The 19,920-nt window shown below is 53.4% G+C and carries 13 protein-coding genes, 4 tRNA genes, 3 rRNA genes and 1 riboswitch; of the genes, 16 read left to right on the top strand and 4 right to left on the bottom strand.

All coding sequences use genetic code 11. The annotated features are described in order from the left end of the window. Positions 1-127 precede the first annotated feature (127 nt). Positions 128-1,279 carry an acetylornithine deacetylase gene (argE, locus tag K7H21_RS27205; protein WP_004127321.1) on the bottom strand — a complete coding sequence of 384 codons (1,152 nt, stop codon included), beginning with the start codon at positions 1,277-1,279 and terminating at the stop codon, positions 128-130. A 184-nt stretch (positions 1,280-1,463) separates the two neighbouring features. Here argE and argC point away from each other — a divergent pair, with 184 nt between their 5' ends. The 4 genes from argC (at position 1,464) to oxyR (ending at position 5,887) form a co-directional block, all read left to right on the top strand. Then, a complete protein-coding gene (gene argC, locus K7H21_RS27200) occupies positions 1,464-2,468 on the top strand; it encodes an N-acetyl-gamma-glutamyl-phosphate reductase (protein ID WP_223035481.1) in 1,005 nt (334 codons plus the stop codon). A gap of 6 nt (positions 2,469-2,474) precedes the next feature. Further along, the gene (gene argB / locus K7H21_RS27195; protein ID WP_109213033.1) at positions 2,475-3,251 is read left to right on the top strand and encodes an acetylglutamate kinase; all 777 of its coding nucleotides are present in this window, start codon (positions 2,475-2,477) and stop codon (positions 3,249-3,251) included. Positions 3,252-3,328: 77 nt separating this feature from the next. Beyond that, entirely contained in the window at positions 3,329-4,702 is a 1,374-nt protein-coding gene (argH, locus tag K7H21_RS27190) for an argininosuccinate lyase (protein ID WP_004127328.1), read from the top strand. 267 nt (positions 4,703-4,969) lie between these two features. Continuing rightward, on the top strand, positions 4,970-5,887 hold the full coding sequence (oxyR, locus tag K7H21_RS27185; protein ID WP_004127331.1) for a DNA-binding transcriptional regulator OxyR: 918 nt from the start codon (positions 4,970-4,972) through the stop codon (positions 5,885-5,887). Here oxyR and sthA read toward each other — a convergent pair. Further along, positions 5,870-7,270: a Si-specific NAD(P)(+) transhydrogenase gene (gene sthA / locus K7H21_RS27180; RefSeq protein WP_004116922.1), complete on the bottom strand. Its 1,401-nt coding sequence runs from the start codon at positions 7,268-7,270 to the stop codon at positions 5,870-5,872. The two genes, oxyR and sthA, sit on opposite strands and share 18 nt — an antisense overlap. A 196-nt stretch (positions 7,271-7,466) precedes the next feature. Between sthA and fabR the strand changes: the two genes are divergently transcribed. Further along, positions 7,467-8,102, top strand: a complete 636-nt coding sequence (gene fabR, locus K7H21_RS27175; protein WP_004107582.1) for an HTH-type transcriptional repressor FabR — start codon at positions 7,467-7,469, stop codon at positions 8,100-8,102. A 15-nt stretch (positions 8,103-8,117) separates the two neighbouring features. Continuing rightward, positions 8,118-8,477, top strand: coding sequence for a YijD family membrane protein (locus K7H21_RS27170; RefSeq protein WP_004127333.1), 360 nt, complete (start codon positions 8,118-8,120; stop codon positions 8,475-8,477). Between the two features lie 46 nt (positions 8,478-8,523). Here the strand turns inward: K7H21_RS27170 and trmA are convergent, their stop codons facing one another. Next, positions 8,524-9,624, bottom strand: a complete 1,101-nt coding sequence (trmA, locus tag K7H21_RS27165) for a tRNA (uridine(54)-C5)-methyltransferase TrmA (protein WP_139529980.1) — start codon at positions 9,622-9,624, stop codon at positions 8,524-8,526. Between the two features lie 117 nt (positions 9,625-9,741). Next, positions 9,742-9,923, top strand: a riboswitch (cobalamin riboswitch). Positions 9,924-9,988: 65 nt separating this feature from the next. Here trmA and btuB point away from each other — a divergent pair. The 9 genes from btuB to K7H21_RS27120 all read left to right on the top strand — a co-directional run bounded on the left by btuB (position 9,989) and on the right by K7H21_RS27120 (position 18,550). Next, positions 9,989-11,839: a TonB-dependent vitamin B12 receptor BtuB gene (gene btuB, locus K7H21_RS27160; RefSeq protein ID WP_139529981.1), complete on the top strand. Its 1,851-nt coding sequence runs from the start codon at positions 9,989-9,991 to the stop codon at positions 11,837-11,839. Then, complete coding sequence (gene murI / locus K7H21_RS27155) at positions 11,784-12,638, top strand: glutamate racemase (RefSeq protein ID WP_223035480.1); 855 nt, start codon at positions 11,784-11,786, stop codon at positions 12,636-12,638. Before btuB ends, murI begins: the two co-directional genes overlap by 56 nt. Before the next feature lie 378 nt (positions 12,639-13,016). Beyond that, positions 13,017-14,556: ribosomal RNA gene (locus K7H21_RS27150) — 16S ribosomal RNA — on the top strand. Positions 14,557-14,628: 72 nt separating this feature from the next. After that, positions 14,629-14,705 (top strand) — tRNA-Ile (locus tag K7H21_RS27145). Between the two features lie 108 nt (positions 14,706-14,813). After that, positions 14,814-14,889, top strand: a tRNA-Ala gene (locus K7H21_RS27140). 178 nt (positions 14,890-15,067) lie between these two features. Then, positions 15,068-17,973, top strand: a 23S ribosomal RNA gene (locus K7H21_RS27135). Positions 17,974-18,173: 200 nt separating this feature from the next. Continuing rightward, positions 18,174-18,289: ribosomal RNA gene (gene rrf / locus K7H21_RS27130) — 5S ribosomal RNA — on the top strand. The 16S, 23S and 5S rRNA genes sit together here with 4 tRNA genes alongside, the layout of an rRNA operon. Before the next feature lie 55 nt (positions 18,290-18,344). Next, positions 18,345-18,421: transfer RNA gene (locus K7H21_RS27125), tRNA-Asp, on the top strand. A 53-nt stretch (positions 18,422-18,474) separates the two neighbouring features. Further along, positions 18,475-18,550, top strand: a tRNA-Trp gene (locus tag K7H21_RS27120). An 81-nt stretch (positions 18,551-18,631) separates the two neighbouring features. Here the strand turns inward: K7H21_RS27120 and hdfR are convergent. Beyond that, complete coding sequence (gene hdfR / locus K7H21_RS27115) at positions 18,632-19,453, bottom strand: HTH-type transcriptional regulator HdfR (protein WP_142445059.1); 822 nt, start codon at positions 19,451-19,453, stop codon at positions 18,632-18,634. A 118-nt stretch (positions 19,454-19,571) separates the two neighbouring features. On the opposite strand from hdfR, the gene K7H21_RS27110 reads away from it, so the two are divergent. After that, positions 19,572-19,910 (top strand): MaoP family protein, encoded by a 339-nt coding sequence (locus tag K7H21_RS27110; RefSeq protein ID WP_004097464.1) that lies wholly within the window; start codon positions 19,572-19,574, stop codon positions 19,908-19,910. The last annotated feature ends 10 nt before the right edge of the window (positions 19,911-19,920 follow it).

Raw genomic sequence — 19,920 nt, 5'->3', positions numbered from 1 at the left:
TCAGCAAACGAATAAATGGCGGCAATTTGCGAAATTTAACTCGGAGGTCGCTTGATAAGTGTTGCTTATGAAAATGTGATAATTGTCACCCTCTCGCGCGGATGAAATCGCCCGAGAGAATGCGTATTTAATGCCAGCAAAAATGGTGGACCACCTGAGTGATGAGCTCGCGGGTCGGCTTAATAAAGCGCGTTTCCAGGTACTCATCCGGCTGATGGGCCTGGTTGATAGAGCCCGGGCCTAACACCAGCGTCGGGCAGAGAGTCTGAATAAACGGCGCTTCGGTACAGTAGTTCACCACGTCGGTTTGCGCGCCGAGGAGTTTTTCTACGACCTCAACCAGCTTATGGTCCGGCGGACATTCGTAACCGGGGATCGGCGGATGCAGTTCAGAAACGGTCAGGCGTCCAGGCCAGCGCTCGCTCACCGGCGCCAGCGCCTCGTTCAGCAGCCCGTTGAGATCGTTGAGCGTCATTCCGGGCAGCGGACGAATATCCATGTGCAGCTCGCAGCAGGCGCAAATGCGGTTGGAGGCATCGCCGCCGTGGATGGCGCCGAGGTTGAGCGTCGGCCAGGGAACGGTAAAGGCGGCATAGTGATAACGCTCTTTTAAGTCGTCGCGCAGCTGCATAATGCGGCCAATGGCGTCGTGCATCAGTTCAATCGCGTTGACGCCGCGTGCCGGGTCGCTGGAGTGGCCCGACTGCCCCTGAATGCGAACCGCGTTGGACATGTGACCTTTGTGCGCGCGTATCGGCTGCAGCGACGTGGGCTCACCGATAATGGCGCAGTCCGGTCGCAGTTGGGTCGTCTCGGCGAAGTAGCGGGCGCCGGCCATGCTGGTCTCTTCATCGGCCGTCGCCAGAATATAGAGCGGCTTTTTCAGCTGAGTGACGTCAACGTCGCGCAGGGCGTCGAGAATAAAAGCGAAGAAGCCTTTCATATCCGCGGTGCCGAGACCGTACAGCTTATTGTCGTGCTCGGTCAGGGTAAAAGGGTCGCGGGTCCAGCGGCCATCATCAAACGGGACGGTATCGGTGTGCCCGGCAAGCAGCAGGCCGCCAGCGCCGTGGCCGCTGCTGGCCAGCAGGTTGAATTTATTGCGCGTGTCCGGTACCGGCTGAACTTCAACATTAAAGCCGATATCACGGAACCAGCCAGCCAGTAAATTGATTAAAGACTCATTGCTCTGATCCAGCGCCTCTTCGGTTGCGCTGATGGAAGGTGTGGCGATCAGCGCGCGGTAAATCTCGATAAAGGGCGGTAATTTGTTTTTCATTGTTGACACACCTCGGGTCGTGATAGTATCAATATTCATGCATTATTTGTGAATAAAAATACATTATCGTTGAGCGTAAGAAAACCCATCGAATATAAGGATGATGCTCTTACGGCTCAACAGGGTGGGGAAGGCAACGGTCTTCCAGGGCAAATATACGTAAGCAAGAAGGTGAAGAGCCCCAATGTTGAACACGCTGATTGTGGGCGCCAGCGGTTATGCCGGCGCAGAGCTAGTGGCCTATGTAAATCGCCATCCTCATATGACCATAACCGCATTGACGGTCTCCGCGCAAAGCAATGATGCGGGAAAATTAGTTTCCGATTTGCATCCGCAGCTGAAAGGCATTGTCGATCTGCCGCTGCAGCCGATGTCCGATATCAGCGAGTTTAGCGCCGGAGTGGATGTGGTTTTCCTCGCCACCGCGCACGAGGTGAGCCATGACCTGGCGCCGCAGTTCCTCGCCGCAGGCTGCGTCGTGTTCGATCTCTCCGGGGCGTTCCGCGTGAATGACGGCGCCTTCTATGAAAAATATTACGGTTTCACTCATCAGTACCCTGAACTGTTGGAGCAGGCGGTTTACGGCCTGGCCGAGTGGAGCGTCGAAAAGCTAAAAGAAGCCAATCTGATCGCCGTACCGGGCTGCTACCCGACGGCGGCTCAGCTATCGTTAAAACCGCTGATCGAGGCGGGGCTGCTGGATCTTAACCAGTGGCCGGTGATCAACGCGACCAGCGGGGTAAGCGGCGCCGGGCGTAAAGCCTCTATCGGCAATAGCTTCTGCGAAGTCAGCCTGCAACCCTACGGCGTTTTCAACCACCGTCATCACCCGGAAATTTCAACCCACCTGGGCGCGGACGTGATTTTTACTCCGCATCTGGGCAATTTTAAGCGCGGAATTCTGGAGACCATCACCTGCCGTCTAAAACCCGGCGTGAGCAAAGAGCAGGTGGCGGCGGTGTTCCAGCAGGCCTATGCGGAAAAACCGCTGGTACGTTTATACGATAAAGGTGTCCCTGCATTGAAAAATGTCGTGGGTCTGCCATTCTGTGATATCGGTTTTGTGGTCCAGGATGAACATATCATCGTGGTGGCGGCGGAAGATAACCTGCTGAAAGGCGCGGCCGCGCAGGCCGTGCAGTGCGCAAATATTCGTTTCGGCTTCGCTGAGACGCAGTCTCTTATTTAAGGTGTGATGATGAATCCTTTAATTATCAAACTTGGCGGCGTCCTGCTGGACAGCGAAGAAGCGCTTGAGCGCTTGTTTACGGCACTGGTGAACTACCGCGAATCCCATCAGCGCCCGCTGATTATTGTGCACGGCGGCGGCTGCGTGGTGGATGAACTCATGAAGCAGCTCAACCTGCCGGTGAACAAGAAAAACGGTCTGCGGGTCACGCCGGCGGATCAGATCGACATTATTACCGGCGCGCTGGCGGGAACCGCCAACAAAACGCTGCTGGCGTGGGCGAAGAAGCATGGACTGGCTGCCGTTGGTCTATTCCTCGGTGACGGCGATAGCGTCAAAGTGACGCAGCTTGATGAAGAGCTTGGTCATGTCGGATACGCTCAGCCGGGTTCTCCGGCGCTGATTAACTCGCTGCTGGCGGGCGGTTATATGCCGGTCGTTAGCTCCATCGGCGTCACCGATGAAGGCGAGTTGATGAACGTCAACGCCGACCAGGCGGCGACCGCGCTGGCGGCAACGCTCGGCGCAGACTTGATTCTGCTGTCTGATGTAAGCGGCATTCTAGATGGCAAAGGGCAGCGCATTGCGGAAATGACCGCCGAGAAGGCTGAACAGCTGATCGAGCAGGGCATTATCACCGACGGCATGATCGTCAAAGTGAATGCGGCCCTGGACGCGGCGCGGACATTAGGCCGCCCGGTCGATATCGCCTCCTGGCGTCACGCGGAGCAGCTCCCTGCGTTGTTTAACGGCACGCCGATCGGCACGCGTATTCTCGCATAATCAATTTATCATTTTGTCGGCCCGGTAAGCGTAGCGCCGCCGGGCAATAAAATTCAAAGATATTAAGGAAGCATGTTATGGCACTTTGGGGTGGGCGTTTTACTCAGGCAGCGGATCAGCGGTTCAAACAGTTCAACGACTCTTTGCGCTTTGACTATCGCCTGGCGGAGCAGGATATCGTTGGCTCTGTTGCCTGGTCCAAAGCGCTGGTGACGGTTGGCGTTTTGACCGCTGATGAACAACAGCAGCTGGAAGAGGCGCTGAACATTCTGCTGGAAGACGTGCGGGCTAACCCGCAGCAGATCCTCGAAAGCGATGCGGAAGATATTCATAGCTGGGTGGAAGGTAAGTTGATCGACAAGGTCGGCCAACTGGGCAAAAAGCTGCACACCGGGCGTAGCCGTAATGACCAGGTGGCGACAGACCTGAAGCTGTGGTGCAAAGATACCGTTGTGGAACTGCTGTCGGCGAATCGTCAGCTACAAAGCGCGCTGGTCGAGACGGCTGAGAATAACCAGGACGCCGTCATGCCGGGCTATACCCACCTGCAGCGCGCGCAGCCGGTGACGTTTGCCCACTGGTGTCTGGCCTATGTTGAAATGCTGGCACGAGATGAAAGCCGTCTGCAGGATGCGCTTAAACGTCTGGACGTCAGCCCGCTGGGCTGCGGAGCGCTGGCGGGTACTGCCTATGAAATCGATCGTGAACAGCTTGCCGGCTGGCTGGGCTTCGCATCGGCAACCCGCAATAGCCTGGACAGCGTGTCCGATCGCGATCACGTACTGGAACTGCTGTCCGATGCCTCAATCGGTATGGTCCACCTGTCGCGTTTTGCCGAAGATCTGATCTTCTTCAATACCGGCGAAGCGAGTTTTGTTGAGCTTTCTGACCGCGTGACTTCTGGCTCATCCCTGATGCCGCAGAAGAAAAACCCGGATGCGCTGGAGCTGATCCGTGGTAAATGCGGCCGCGTGCAGGGCGCGCTGACCGGCATGATGATGACCCTCAAGGGGCTGCCGCTGGCCTACAACAAAGATATGCAGGAAGATAAAGAAGGGCTGTTTGACGCGCTTGATACCTGGCTCGACTGCATGCATATGGCGGCACTGGTGCTTGACGGTATTCAGGTAAAACGCCCGCGCTGTGAAGAAGCGGCGCAGCAGGGCTATGCGAATGCCACCGAACTGGCGGATTATCTGGTTGCTAAAGGTGTGCCGTTCCGTGAAGCGCACCATATTGTCGGTGAAGCGGTAGTGGAAGCCATTGCCCAGGGCAAGCCGCTGGAGGATCTGCCTCTGGCCGATTTGCAGAAATTTAGCTCCGTGATTGCGGATGACGTCTATCCGATTCTGGCGCTGCAGTCGTGTCTGGATAAGCGTGCGGCTAAAGGCGGCGTTTCTCCTCAGCAGGTGGCTCAGGCGATTGCCGACGCTAAACAGCGCCTGGTGTGATTCGCCTGCGGGGCTGCTTTTAAGGCGGTAAATAAACGAAGCTCGGGTAACCCCGGGCTTTTTTTATACAAAAAAAAGCGGACACAAGGTCCGCAAAAGTTCACGTTGGCTTTAGTTATCCGGGTAGAAAACTGTGAGGAAGCGCGATGATTTTCTGCAGTTTTCCTCATTTATGGGTTTATTATTGAACAGAAACCTTGATAGGGATAATCGTTCGTTGCTATTCTATCTATCGCCATGGACTATCGTGGCGATGGAGGATGAATAATGAATATTCGCGATCTTGAATATCTGGTAGCGCTAGCCGAACACCGCCACTTCCGCCGCGCGGCGGATTCTTGTCACGTCAGCCAACCTACGCTTAGCGGACAAATCCGTAAGCTGGAGGATGAGCTCGGTGTGATGTTGCTGGAACGCACCAGCCGTAAGGTTCTGTTCACCCAGGCAGGGCTGCTGCTGGTGGATCAGGCGCGTACCGTGCTACGCGAAGTCAAAGTGCTGAAGGAAATGGCAAGCCAGCAGGGAGAGACCATGTCCGGGCCGCTGCATATTGGACTGATCCCGACGATTGGCCCTTATCTGCTGCCGTTGATTATCCCGATGCTGCATCAGACCTTTCCCAAGCTGGAAATGTATCTGCATGAAGCACAAACCCATCAGCTTTTAGCGCAGCTTGATAGCGGTAAGCTCGACTGCGCGATTCTGGCGCTGGTCAAAGAGAGCGAAGCGTTTATTGAGGTGCCGCTGTTTGATGAGCCCATGATGCTGGCTATCTACGAAGATCACCCGTGGGCTAACCGCGAGTGCGTGCCGATGTCGGACCTGGCCGGTGAAAAGCTGCTGATGCTGGAAGACGGCCACTGCCTGCGCGATCAGGCGATGGGCTTTTGCTTTGAAGCGGGCGCCGACGAGGATACGCATTTCCGGGCGACCAGCCTCGAAACGTTGCGTAACATGGTGGCTGCCGGTAGCGGCATCACGCTGCTGCCAGCCTTAGCCGTGCCGCAGGAGAGAAAGCGCGATGGCGTGGTCTATGTGCCCTGTATCAAGCCGGAACCGAGACGTACCGTGGGGCTGGTTTATCGCCCGGGTTCGCCGCTGCGTAGCCGCTATGAACATCTGGCAGAGGCCATCCGCGGGAAGATGGATGGCCATTTCGACACCGCGTTAAAACAGGCGGTTTAAGCCATTTAACGCGGCTACCCGATAGGCTTCCGCCATCGTCGGGTAGTTAAAGGTGGTGTTAACGAAGTACTCAATGGTGTTACCACCGCCTTTCTGCTCCATTATCGCCTGGCCGATGTGAATAATTTCGGCCGCGCGCTCGCCAAAGCAATGAATCCCAAGGATCTCTTTCGTTTCGCGATGAAACAGGATCTTCAGCGTACCGACGCTCATGCCGACAATCTGCGCACGCGCCAGATGCTTGAACTGCGCGCGCCCTACCTCGTAAGGCACTTTCATGGCCGTCAATTGCTGCTCGGTTTTGCCAACGGAGCTGATTTCCGGAATGGTGTAAATACCGGTAGGGATATCTTCAATCAGATGCGCCGAGGCTTCGCCTTTCACCAGCGCCTGGGCAGCGATGCGCCCCTGGTCGTAGGCGGCCGAGGCCAGGCTCGGGTAGCCAATCACATCGCCGACGGCATAAATATGCGGCAGGGCGGTTTGATACATGCTGTTGACCTTCAACTGACCGCGGCTATCGGTTTGCAGGCCGATATTTTCCAGCGCCAGAGAGTCGGTATTCCCGGTGCGGCCGTTAGCGTACAGCAGGCAGTCCGCTTTTAGCTTTTTGCCGGATTTCAGGTGCATGATGACGCCGTCATCCACGCCCTCAATCTTTTCGTACTCTTCATTGTGGCGAATGACCACGCCGCTATTCCAGAAGTGATAGGAGAGGGAGTCGGACATCTCCTGATCGAGAAACGCCAGCAGGCGATCGCGGGTGTTGATCAGATCCACCTTCACTTCCATTCCGCGGAAGATCGACGCATATTCGCAGCCGATCACCCCGGCCCCATAAATGATCACATGGCGCGGTTCGTGGTGCAGGCTAAGGATCGAGTCGCTGTCATAAATGCGCGGGTGATGGAAGTCAACGTCTGCCGGATGGTACGGGCGTGAACCGCAGGCAATCACGAACTTTTCCGCCGTCACCGTTTCCACGGTACCGTCGTGGCATTCCAGCGCGATAGTGTGTTCATCAACAAAATGGGCATTACCCTGCAGGATTTCACAGTGGTTACGCTCATAGAAACCCTGACGCATATGGGTTTGCTGGTTAATGACGCTGTCGGCATGGTTCAGGATGTCGGCGAAGGAAGAACGAAGAAGACGGGAATGGTCGCTGTAGAGGGGATTTTGGTTAAACTCGATAATACGGCTGACGGCATGGCGGAGGGCTTTTGACGGGATGGTACCCCAGTGGGTACAACCGCCGCCAACGTTATGGTAGCGCTCAATGACGGCAACGCGTGCTCCCTGTTTCACCAGCCCCATGGCGGCACCTTCTCCGCCAGGACCGGAACCAATCACAATTGCATCATAATCCCAAGAGTGTGACATGGCATTACTCACCTGTTTTATACATAAAATAAACACGATGATAACATTTGCCGCGCTTTAACCCAATTATCGTTGTGCTTTTTTGCGGCATAAAAGCAGAAACAGCTCGTAAACAATCATTCACAATCCAGTGTAAACCGATTGGTTCTGATCTCTGGTATAGTGCCGGAAGGGCTTATGGAAGGATTCAGACAACGTGATGGGCGTAAGAGCGCAACAAAAAGAAAAAACCCGGCGTTCGCTGGTGGAAGCGGCATTTAGCCAGCTAAGTGCTGAACGCAGTTTTGCCAGCTTAAGCCTGCGCGAAGTTGCGCGGGAAGCGGGGATCGCCCCGACGTCCTTCTATCGCCATTTTCGTGATGTCGATGAGCTTGGTCTGACCATGGTGGATGAAAGCGGGCTTATGCTGCGCCAGCTGATGCGTCAGGCGCGCCAGCGTATAGCGAAAGGCGGCAGCGTCATTCGCACTTCTGTTTCCACCTTTATGGAATTTATTGGCAACAATCCGAACGCCTTCCGCCTGCTGCTGCGGGAACGCTCCGGTACGTCTGCGGCGTTTCGCGCCGCCGTGGCGCGTGAAATTCAGCATTTTATCGCGGAACTTGCCGACTATTTAGAAATCGAAAACCATATGCCGCGCGCCTTTACCGAAGCGCAGGCTGAAGCTATGGTCACCATCGTATTTAGCGCTGGCGCTGAGGCTCTCGATGTAGGCCCGGAGCAGCGTCGACAGCTGGAAGAACGCCTGGTGCTGCAGCTCAGAATGATCTCGAAAGGCGCGTATTACTGGTATCGCCGTGAACAAGAAAAAATATCAAATCATTCCGAATAACGTGAAGGACGAGCAATGAAACACTCAGTACAAGATAGAGGTACGCTGCTGCTGGCGCTGATCGCAGGTTTATCCATTAATGGTACCTTCGCCGCGCTGTTCAGCTCCATTGTCCCTTTTTCCATCTTCCCCATCTTGTCGTTGGTGCTGACGGTATACTGCCTGCATCAGCGCTATCAGAATCGTAGTATGCCCGTGGGTTTGCCGGGGCTTGCCGCTGCTTGCTTTATTCTCGGCGTGTTGGTTTACAGCACCGTTGTGCGCGCGGAGTATCCGGACATCGGCTCTAACTTCTTCCCGGCAGTTCTGTCAGTGATTATGGTGTTCTGGATTGGCTACAAATTGCGCAACCGCAAGAACGCGGTCGCGGAATAATCTCTCACCCGGCAGCAGCGCTGTTGCCGGGTTTTCTCGCGCAGCTTTACTTCTTCGTTAGCAGTACGCCGCATTCCATATGATGGGTATACGGGAACTGGTCGAATAGCGCCAGGCGCGTGACCGCGTGGGTCTCACTGAGCGTTTCCAGGTTCTGGCATAGGGTCTCCGGATTGCAGGAGATATACAGAATACGCGGATACGCCTGCACCATTTTCTCCGTTTCGCTATCCAGCCCACTGCGCGGCGGATCAACGAAAATCGTCTCGCACTGATAGCTCTTCAGATCAATGCCCTGCAGGCGGTTAAACTCCCGCACGCCGTTCATCGCCTGGGTAAACTCTTCCGCCGACATGCGGATAATCTGCACATTATCAATGTGGTTCGCTGCAATATTATATTGCGCCGCCGCGACGGACGGTTTAGCGATTTCCGTTGCCAGCACGCGTTCGAAATTACGCGCCAACGCCAGCGAAAAGTTACCGTTACCGCAATACAGCTCAAGCAGGTCGCCAGTTGCGCCTTTGGTGGCATCGATAGCCCACTCCAGCATCTGGACGTTCATTACCGCGTTTGGCTGGGTGAAGCTATTCTCAACCTGACGATAGATCATTTCACGCCCGCCAACTGGCAGACGTTCATCGATATAGTCTTGATCCAGCTCGATTTTAGTTTTCGTCGCGCGGCCAATCAGATGCACATTCAGATTTTGCGCTCGCAGCGCATCGCGGAAGCGCTCTGCCTGCTGACGCCATTCATCGTCGAGCTTCTTATGATACAGCAGCGATATCACGGCCTGATTGCTCAGGGTGGTCAGATAATCCACCTGAAACAGTTTATGGCGCAGTACCGGGTTATCGCGTACGCCTTCAATCACCGCGGCCATCAGCTGATTAATCAGCTCGCTGGCGGCCGGGAAGGTATCGACGCGAATGCGGGATTTGGTCTGCTGATCAAACATAATGTGGTACAGGTCATCGCCATCGTGCCACAGGCGGAACTCTGCGCGCATGCGATAGTGGCTGACCGGCGAACGAAACACTTCCGGAACCGGGGCGCTGAAAGGCGCCATCATTTTCTGCAAACGGACGACTTTTTCTGCCAGCTGCGCTTCATATTGTTCGGTAGGAAGGTGTTCGGGGGTCATGATGCATCCTGAATAAAATAAGTACGCGGGGGATTGTAGGGAAAGCGCCGGGGATGTCCAGCCCTGATGATATAAGGAAATATAACGGTAGAAGTCTGGACATCTATATGTTTCTGATTATAGCATCGTGCTACCGGTCCTATGAGTTAATAGGGAATCCAGTGTAAATCTGGAGCTGACGCGCAGCGGTAAGGAAAAGTGGGATGAGCGCATTATGCAGACACTGCGGTTATTTAGCGGGAAGTCCTCATCCATCAAACACTCCAAGCCCGAAGACCTGCCGGAATACGTCGCATTTGGTTTCTATCATCGCGTGCTACTGATAGAGCCGGCGGCATCCTTTATTTATTACGGATGCTTTAAAATGATTAAAAAAGCTTCGCTGATGACGGCGCTCTCCGTCACGGCATTTTCCGGCTGGGCGCAGGACAGCAATTCAGATACGTTAGTGGTCACAGCAAACCGTTTTCAACAGCCGGTCAATACGGTCCTTGCGCCAACGGATGTTGTTACGCGGGAAGATATTCAGCGCTGGCAGTCAAAAGATCTTAATGATGTGATGCGTCGCCTGCCGGGGGTGGATATCGCGCAGAATGGGGGGATGGGGCAGACTTCTTCTTTATTTGTGCGCGGCACTGAAGCACGTCATGTGCTGGTGCTGATTGACGGCATTCCGATGGCACGTTCTGGTATTGGCAATGCGATTGATATCGGTCAAATCCCGGTATCGTTGGTGCAACGCATTGAATATATTCGAGGCCCACGTTCCGCCGTTTATGGTTCTGGTGCGATTGGTGGTGTGGTTAACATCATTACGATGAGTCGCGACGAACGAGCACAAATTAACGCTGGAATGGGGACGAACGGTTATCAGACCTATGACGGCGCTATCAATAAACGTTTTGGCGGCACGATCGTGACGGCGGCCGGTGCCTACCAGACGACCAAAGGCTTCAACGTTCAACCTGATTCGACCTACAGCGACGATAGCGATCGTGACGGTTACCGTAACAAACTGTTCTGGGGGGGCGTGCAGCATAAGTTTAATGACAGTTTTTCCGGCTTCTTCCGTGGTTACGGTTACTCCTCGAATACTGACTACGATCAGGGTAGCGGGGGTTATGTAGGCGGCAGTGATGAAAGTCAGAATTACACTCAGTCATGGGATACCGGTCTTAGCTACAATTCCGGGATCTACTCGACCCAACTGATCGCCAACTATCAGCATCTTAAGAATTATAACTACAACGGTCAGGCGGGTCGTTATGCCGCCGGCTCTAGCCTGGACGATATGGAGCAGCGTTATATCCAGTGGGGTAATAACGTTGAAGTAGGGCACGGTTCAGTTAGCGGTGGCGTGGACTGGAAACAAGAGAAGCTGAAGTCCAGCGGTACAAGCAGCACGGATGTCTACAAGCGCGATACTACTGGGCTATATCTGACCGGGCAGCAACAGATTGATAGTGTGACCCTGGAAGCATCTGGCCGTGAAGACCACGACGAACAATTTGGTTGGCACGGAACCTGGCAGACGGCGGCTGGCTGGGAGTTTGTTGAGGGCTATCGAGTAACGCTTTCTTATGGTACTGGCTTCCTGGCACCATCACTCGGCCAGCAGTACGGTGCAGAACGCTTCGGCATCTCTTCTAACGCTAACCTGAAGCCGGAAGAGTCGAAGCAGTGGGAAGCGGGGCTTGAAGGGCTTACTGGTCCTCTGGATTGGCGTCTTTCCGCGTACCATTATGAAATTCAAAACCTGATCGACTACGACAATAATGCTTATTACAACGTGAAGTCCGCTACTATTAAGGGCCTTGAATGGACAGGGAGTATCACAACTGGCCCGGTTGATCATCACTTGACGTTGCAATATCTCAATCCGCGTGATGATGAAACCAATAAGATTCTTGCTCGCCGTGCTAAACAGCAGGTGAAATACGAACTGACGGGGCAAGTTTACGATCTTGGCTGGAATGTTGCCTATCAGTACATGGGGCAGCGGTACGATAACGCTTATGATTCGACAACATATACCTCTCATACCGTCAAATTGGGTGGTGTTAGCGTGTGGGACATAGGATTGTCGTATCCTGTCACCTCACACCTGACAGTTCGTGGTAAAATAGCCAACCTGTTCGATAAAGATTACGAGACAGCATATGGCTACCAAACTGCAGGACGAGAATACACCTTGTCTGGCAGCTACACCTTCTAAACCACGTCCCACCGTGCTGGTGTTTGATTCCGGCGTCGGTGGGTTGTCGGTATATAATGAGATTCGGCATCTTCTGCCGGAACTCCATTACATCTACGCTTTCGATAACGTCGCTTTTCCATACGGTGAGAAAAGCGAAGCGTTTATTGTTGAACGCGTTCTGGAGATCGTTACCGCGGTACAGCAGCGCTATCCGTTGGCATTGGCCGTCATTGCCTGTAACACCGCAAGTACCGTTTCCCTCCCCGCATTACGCGATAAATTCGCCTTCCCGGTTGTCGGCGTCGTTCCGGCGATAAAACCCGCGGCTCGCTTAACGGCGAATGGCGTTGTTGGTCTTCTGGCGACGCGCGGAACGGTAAAACGTCCTTATACGCGCGAACTGATCTCTCGCTTTGCGAATGAATGCAAAATTGAAATGCTGGGGTCGGCAGAGCTGGTGGAGCTGGCGGAGGCTAAGCTCCACGGTGAACCGGTCCCGCTGGATGAACTGCGACGTATCCTGCGTCCCTGGCTGAGAATGCAGGAACCGCCTGATACGGTTGTGCTGGGGTGTACGCATTTCCCTCTAATACAAGAAGAGCTGCAGCAGGTTCTGCCGGAAGGGACGAGAATGATCGACTCCGGGGCGGCAATTGCGCGTCGCACAGCCTGGCTATTAGAGCACGAAGCGCCTGACGCTAAATCGAGTGATGCCAATATTGCGTACTGTATGGCGTTGACGCCTGAAACTGAGCGGCTTTTGAGCGTTTTGCGGCGCTATGGCTTCGAATCGCTGGAAAAATTACCGCTTTCATAGCGTTTTGCACAAAAAAGAGACGGTTGAAAGATTTTTTGAAAACAGGGCTTGTCAACGTCTCAGAACTCCCTATAATGCGCCTCCACTGACACGGAACAACGGCTTACAGCCCGCCGGGTCAGCGGGATTCAGCGATGAATGCCGGCAGAGAAAAGCAAAATTAAACGCTTGACTCTGAATGAGGAAAACGTATTATACGGGACCTCGCAACGGTGAGCGAAAGCCGCGTTGCACTGCTCTTTAACAATTTATCAGACAATCTGTGTGGGCACTCAAAGTGACATGGATTCTTAACGTCCTCGGACGAAAAATGAATACCAAGTCTCAAAGAGTGAACACGTAATTCATTACGAAGTTTAATTCACGAGCATCAAACTTAAATTGAAGAGTTTGATCATGGCTCAGATTGAACGCTGGCGGCAGGCCTAACACATGCAAGTCGAACGGTAGCACAGAGAGCTTGCTCTCGGGTGACGAGTGGCGGACGGGTGAGTAATGTCTGGGAAACTGCCTGATGGAGGGGGATAACTACTGGAAACGGTAGCTAATACCGCATAACGTCGCAAGACCAAAGAGGGGGACCTTCGGGCCTCTTGCCATCAGATGTGCCCAGATGGGATTAGCTAGTAGGTGGGGTAACGGCTCACCTAGGCGACGATCCCTAGCTGGTCTGAGAGGATGACCAGCCACACTGGAACTGAGACACGGTCCAGACTCCTACGGGAGGCAGCAGTGGGGAATATTGCACAATGGGCGCAAGCCTGATGCAGCCATGCCGCGTGTATGAAGAAGGCCTTCGGGTTGTAAAGTACTTTCAGCGGGGAGGAAGGCGATAAGGTTAATAACCTTGTCGATTGACGTTACCCGCAGAAGAAGCACCGGCTAACTCCGTGCCAGCAGCCGCGGTAATACGGAGGGTGCAAGCGTTAATCGGAATTACTGGGCGTAAAGCGCACGCAGGCGGTCTGTCAAGTCGGATGTGAAATCCCCGGGCTCAACCTGGGAACTGCATTCGAAACTGGCAGGCTGGAGTCTTGTAGAGGGGGGTAGAATTCCAGGTGTAGCGGTGAAATGCGTAGAGATCTGGAGGAATACCGGTGGCGAAGGCGGCCCCCTGGACAAAGACTGACGCTCAGGTGCGAAAGCGTGGGGAGCAAACAGGATTAGATACCCTGGTAGTCCACGCTGTAAACGATGTCGACTTGGAGGTTGTTCCCTTGAGGAGTGGCTTCCGGAGCTAACGCGTTAAGTCGACCGCCTGGGGAGTACGGCCGCAAGGTTAAAACTCAAATGAATTGACGGGGGCCCGCACAAGCGGTGGAGCATGTGGTTTAATTCGATGCAACGCGAAGAACCTTACCTACTCTTGACATCCAGAGAACTTAGCAGAGATGCTTTGGTGCCTTCGGGAACTCTGAGACAGGTGCTGCATGGCTGTCGTCAGCTCGTGTTGTGAAATGTTGGGTTAAGTCCCGCAACGAGCGCAACCCTTATCCTTTGTTGCCAGCGATTCGGTCGGGAACTCAAAGGAGACTGCCAGTGATAAACTGGAGGAAGGTGGGGATGACGTCAAGTCATCATGGCCCTTACGAGTAGGGCTACACACGTGCTACAATGGCATATACAAAGAGAAGCGACCTCGCGAGAGCAAGCGGACCTCATAAAGTATGTCGTAGTCCGGATTGGAGTCTGCAACTCGACTCCATGAAGTCGGAATCGCTAGTAATCGTGGATCAGAATGCCACGGTGAATACGTTCCCGGGCCTTGTACACACCGCCCGTCACACCATGGGAGTGGGTTGCAAAAGAAGTAGGTAGCTTAACCTTCGGGAGGGCGCTTACCACTTTGTGATTCATGACTGGGGTGAAGTCGTAACAAGGTAACCGTAGGGGAACCTGCGGTTGGATCACCTCCTTACCTTAAAGAACCTGCCTTTGTAGTGTCCACACAGATTGTCTGATGAAAAATAAGCAGTAAGAAAATCTCTGCAGGCTTGTAGCTCAGGTGGTTAGAGCGCACCCCTGATAAGGGTGAGGTCGGTGGTTCAAGTCCACTCAGGCCTACCAAATTTCTGCTGATGCTGCGTTGCGGCGACACTCACATACTTTAAGTATGCTTCGTGTCACCCCGCCTTGCCTCAACAGGAATTAAGGTTGATGAGATTTAACTACGATGGGGCTATAGCTCAGCTGGGAGAGCGCCTGCTTTGCACGCAGGAGGTCTGCGGTTCGATCCCGCATAGCTCCACCATCTTTACTGCACACCACAAGAAAACTTCAGAGTGTACCTGAAAAGGTTCACTGCGAAGTTTTGCTCTTTAAAAATCTGGATCAAGCTGAAAATTGAAACGACACACATGTTATGTGTGTTCGAGTCTCTCAAATTTTCGCGACACGATGATGTTTTACGAAACATCTTCGGGTTGTGAGGTTAAGCGACTAAGCGTACACGGTGGATGCCCTGGCAGTCAGAGGCGATGAAGGACGTGCTAATCTGCGAAAAGCGTCGGTAAGGTGATATGAACCGTTACAGCCGGCGATGTCCGAATGGGGAAACCCAGTGCAATTCGTTGCACTATCGTTTGATGAATACATAGTCAAACGAGGCGAACCGGGGGAACTGAAACATCTAAGTACCCCGAGGAAAAGAAATCAACCGAGATTCCCCCAGTAGCGGCGAGCGAACGGGGAGCAGCCCGGAGTCTGAATCAGCTTGTGTGTTAGTGGAAGCGTCTGGAAAGTCGCAGGGTACAGGGTGATACTCCCGTACACTAAAACACACAGGCTGTGAACTCGAAGAGTAGGGCGGGACACGTGGTATCCTGTCTGAATATGGGGGGACCATCCTCCAAGGCTAAATACTCCTGACTGACCGATAGTGAACCAGTACCGTGAGGGAAAGGCGAAAAGAACCCCGGCGAGGGGAGTGAAAAAGAACCTGAAACCGTGTACGTACAAGCAGTAGGAGCCCACTTGTTGGGTGACTGCGTACCTTTTGTATAATGGGTCAGCGACTTATATTCTGTAGCAAGGTTAACCGTATAGGGGAGCCGCAGGGAAACCGAGTCTTAACTGGGCGTTAAGTTGCAGGGTATAGACCCGAAACCCGGTGATCTAGCCATGGGCAGGTTGAAGGTTGGGTAACACTAACTGGAGGACCGAACCGACTAATGTTGAAAAATTAGCGGATGACTTGTGGCTGGGGGTGAAAGGCCAATCAAACCGGGAGATAGCTGGTTCTCCCCGAAAGCTATTTAGGTAGCGCCTCGTGAATTCATCTTCGGGGGTAGAGCACTGTTTCGGCTAGGGGGTCATCCCGACTTACCAACCCGATGCAAACTACGAATACCGAAGAATGTTATCACGGGAGACACACGGCGGGTGCTAACGTCCGTCGTGAAGAGGGAAACAACCCAGACCGCCAGCTAAGGTCCCAAAGTCATGGTTAAGTGGGAAACGATGTGGGAAGGCCCAGACAGCCAGGATGTTGGCTTAGAAGCAGCCATCATTTAAAGAAAGCGTAATAGCTCACTGGTCGAGTCGGCCTGCGCGGAAGATGTAACGGGGCTAAACCATGCACCGAAGCTGCGGCAGCGACACTATGTGTTGTTGGGTAGGGGAGCGTTCTGTAAGCCGTTGAAGGTGGCCTGTGAAGGTTGCTGGAGGTATCAGAAGTGCGAATGCTGACATAAGTAACGATAATGCGGGTGAAAAACCCGCACGCCGGAAGACCAAGGGTTCCTGTCCAACGTTAATCGGGGCAGGGTGAGTCGACCCCTAAGGCGAGGCCGAAAGGCGTAGTCGATGGGAAACAGGTTAATATTCCTGTACTTGGTGTTACTGCGAAGGGGGGACGGAGAAGGCTATGTTGGCCGGGCGACGGTTGTCCCGGTTTAAGCGTGTAGGTGTGTGTTCCAGGTAAATCCGGTTCACTTTAACACTGAGGCGTGATGACGAGGCACTACGGTGCTGAAGTGACAAATGCCCTGCTTCCAGGAAAAGCCTCTAAGCATCAGGTAACATCAAATCGTACCCCAAACCGACACAGGTGGTCAGGTAGAGAATACCAAGGCGCTTGAGAGAACTCGGGTGAAGGAACTAGGCAAAATGGTGCCGTAACTTCGGGAGAAGGCACGCTGATATGTAGGTGAAGTGGTTTACCCATGGAGCTGAAATCAGTCGAAGATACCAGCTGGCTGCAACTGTTTATTAAAAACACAGCACTGTGCAAACACGAAAGTGGACGTATACGGTGTGACGCCTGCCCGGTGCCGGAAGGTTAATTGATGGGGTTATCCGTAAGGAGAAGCTCTTGATCGAAGCCCCGGTAAACGGCGGCCGTAACTATAACGGTCCTAAGGTAGCGAAATTCCTTGTCGGGTAAGTTCCGACCTGCACGAATGGCGTAATGATGGCCAGGCTGTCTCCACCCGAGACTCAGTGAAATTGAACTCGCTGTGAAGATGCAGTGTACCCGCGGCAAGACGGAAAGACCCCGTGAACCTTTACTATAGCTTGACACTGAACACTGGTCCTTGATGTGTAGGATAGGTGGGAGGCTTTGAAGCGTGGACGCCAGTCTGCGTGGAGCCATCCTTGAAATACCACCCTTTAATGGCTGGTGTTCTAACGTGGGCCCCTAATCGGGGTTGCGGACAGTGTCTGGTGGGTAGTTTGACTGGGGCGGTCTCCTCCTAAAGAGTAACGGAGGAGCACGAAGGTCAGCTAATCCTGGTCGGACATCAGGAGGTTAGTGCAATGGCATAAGCTGGCTTGACTGCGAGCGTGACGGCGCGAGCAGGTGCGAAAGCAGGTCATAGTGATCCGGTGGTTCTGAATGGAAGGGCCATCGCTCAACGGATAAAAGGTACTCCGGGGATAACAGGCTGATACCGCCCAAGAGTTCATATCGACGGCGGTGTTTGGCACCTCGATGTCGGCTCATCACATCCTGGGGCTGAAGTAGGTCCCAAGGGTATGGCTGTTCGCCATTTAAAGTGGTACGCGAGCTGGGTTTAGAACGTCGTGAGACAGTTCGGTCCCTATCTGCCGTGGGCGCTGGAGAATTGAGGGGGGCTGCTCCTAGTACGAGAGGACCGGAGTGGACGCATCACTGGTGTTCGGGTTGTCATGCCAATGGCATTGCCCGGTAGCTAAATGCGGAAGAGATAAGTGCTGAAAGCATCTAAGTACGAAACTTGCCCCGAGATGAGTTCTCCCTGACCCTTTAAGGGTCCTGAAGGAACGTTGAAGACGACGACGTTGATAGGCCGGGTGTGTAAGCGCAGCGATGCGTTGAGCTAACCGGTACTAATGAACCGTGAGGCTTAACCTTACAACGCCGAAGATGTTTTGGCGGATTGAGAAGACAACAATTTCAGCATTGATTCAGAGTTGAGTACGCAATAATTTGCGCAGCAGCAAGGCGACAAGCGAAGGAAAGGAAGGAGCATACAGAAGTATGTGACTGACTTTACGAGCGCGGGCAACGCGGCAGATGCGATAAAGAATTGCGTACTGAGCACAAAGAATTTGCCTGGCGGCGATAGCGCGGTGGTCCCACCTGACCCCATGCCGAACTCAGAAGTGAAACGCCGTAGCGCCGATGGTAGTGTGGGGTCTCCCCATGTGAGAGTAGGGAACTGCCAGGCATCAAATTAAGTAGTAAGCCGGTGTATTAATCCGGTGGTTACAGAAGTATTCGGTGGAGCGGTAGTTCAGTCGGTTAGAATACCTGCCTGTCACGCAGGGGGTCGCGGGTTCGAGTCCCGTCCGTTCCGCCACTTATTAAAAAATTAAGCCTGCTGATTAAGCAGGCTTAATGATAAGAAACTTTAGGGGCGTAGCTCAGTTGGTAGAGCACCGGTCTCCAAAACCGGGTGTCGCGAGTTCGAGTCTCTCCGCCCCTGCCATATATAATCCTTTGCTCAGGCAAAGGATTTTTTTTGCTTTAAATTTCCCGCCGATCGTCCTCCATCCCTGGAGGAGTGCGTCTATTCCAATATATTGTGCTGCAGGATCTCCCGAATCTGCGCTTGTTTATCGCTGTTTTGTAGCCAAATTGCATAGAGAGGCCTTGAGAGCGTCGCACTGTCGGTCACCGTGTGCAGATTATTTTTCCCCTGAGCCCAGAGTACGGGCAACCATGTACATCCTTTAAGGGCGCTGAGTTGTTGGTAAGCTAATTCGGCAGAACTGGTGGTCAGCAGAGGAATATCATCATTTCCGATCAATCCAGCTTCGTTTTGTTGGAAATCGGGCCCCCACTCCAGGCGTAAATAATTCAATTCATTTGTGTATTTAGCCGGAGAGGCACAATAAAGCGCCAGGGTAAAATTACCCAATAACTGGCTGCTTAGTTCATCCATCTTCGGCGATTCTGTCGTGATCAAGAGATCAAGTTGACGTTCGTGCAGCTGTTTGACCAGCGATTGGCGCTGCGCAATCCGCGCCTCAAACTGGAGGTTATAGGGCTCCGTATAGAGCTTGCCCAGCCATCCGTTCAGCAGACATTCCCACAGAGAAGCGCTGGCACCGATCGAAAATTCATTATGTCGGGAAGCATTCGCGACCTCCTTGCGCGCAGCTTGCCAGGTATTCATCAGCGTTTCGGCGTAGGGCAGCAGTTTCTCTCCGGCTGAGGTCAGACGGATATTATTACGATGGCGGGTAAAAAGATTTACCCCCAGCTGGTTCTCCAGTTGACGAATACGAAAGCTAACTGCTGACTGCGTCAGATAAAGCGCCTCTGCGGCTCGGCCAAAGTGGCGAGTTCTGCTCACCTCAAGGAAAGTCTTGAGCAATTCCGTATCCACACTCTTCTCCGCAAAATTATTTGTCGTGATGATTTAAATGTTTTGTTTGACGCTCTGTCAAGCGTAACTAATACTCCGCGCCATAATTAGCTCGGCCAAAGAATCAGGAGCGTGTAGGATGGCGGAAAGCTTTACGACAACTAATCGTTTTTTCGACAATAAAAATTATCCGCGCGGGTTTTCCCGTCATGGAGATTTCACCATCAAAGAGGCGCAACTGCTGGAACGTCATGGTTATGCCTTTAATGAACTCGAACTAGGTAAACGCGAGCCTGTCACCGACGATGAAAAACAGTTTGTTTCGGTATGTCGCGGTGAACGTGAGCCCGCGACGGAAGCAGAACGCGTCTGGATTAAGTACATGGCGCGGATTAAGCGTCCGAAGCGTTTCCATACTTTGTCCGGCGGCAAGCCGCAGGTGGAAGGTACGGAAGATTACACAGAAAGCGATGATTAAGAAAAAGGGC

Origin of the sequence: Klebsiella sp. CTHL.F3a, assembly GCF_019890895.1 — a bacterium.
GTDB classification, from domain to species: domain Bacteria; phylum Pseudomonadota; class Gammaproteobacteria; order Enterobacterales; family Enterobacteriaceae; genus Klebsiella; species Klebsiella grimontii.
Note: the sequence above shows the minus strand (reverse complement) of the source record. Positions and strands in the feature narration are given on the sequence as shown.

Coding starts and splice junctions, on each gene's coding strand:
- argE (WP_004127321.1), bottom strand. CDS start 1,279: ATGAAAAACAAATTACCGCCCTTTATCGAGATTTACCGCGCGCTGATC.
- argC (WP_223035481.1), top strand. CDS start 1,464: ATGTTGAACACGCTGATTGTGGGCGCCAGCGGTTATGCCGGCGCAGAG.
- argB (WP_109213033.1), top strand. CDS start 2,475: ATGATGAATCCTTTAATTATCAAACTTGGCGGCGTCCTGCTGGACAGC.
- argH (WP_004127328.1), top strand. CDS start 3,329: ATGGCACTTTGGGGTGGGCGTTTTACTCAGGCAGCGGATCAGCGGTTC.
- oxyR (WP_004127331.1), top strand. CDS start 4,970: ATGAATATTCGCGATCTTGAATATCTGGTAGCGCTAGCCGAACACCGC.
- sthA (WP_004116922.1), bottom strand. CDS start 7,270: ATGTCACACTCTTGGGATTATGATGCAATTGTGATTGGTTCCGGTCCT.
- K7H21_RS27170 (WP_004127333.1), top strand. CDS start 8,118: ATGAAACACTCAGTACAAGATAGAGGTACGCTGCTGCTGGCGCTGATC.
- trmA (WP_139529980.1), bottom strand. CDS start 9,624: ATGACCCCCGAACACCTTCCTACCGAACAATATGAAGCGCAGCTGGCA.
- btuB (WP_139529981.1), top strand. CDS start 9,989: ATGATTAAAAAAGCTTCGCTGATGACGGCGCTCTCCGTCACGGCATTT.
- murI (WP_223035480.1), top strand. CDS start 11,784: ATGGCTACCAAACTGCAGGACGAGAATACACCTTGTCTGGCAGCTACA.
- K7H21_RS27110 (WP_004097464.1), top strand. CDS start 19,572: ATGGCGGAAAGCTTTACGACAACTAATCGTTTTTTCGACAATAAAAAT.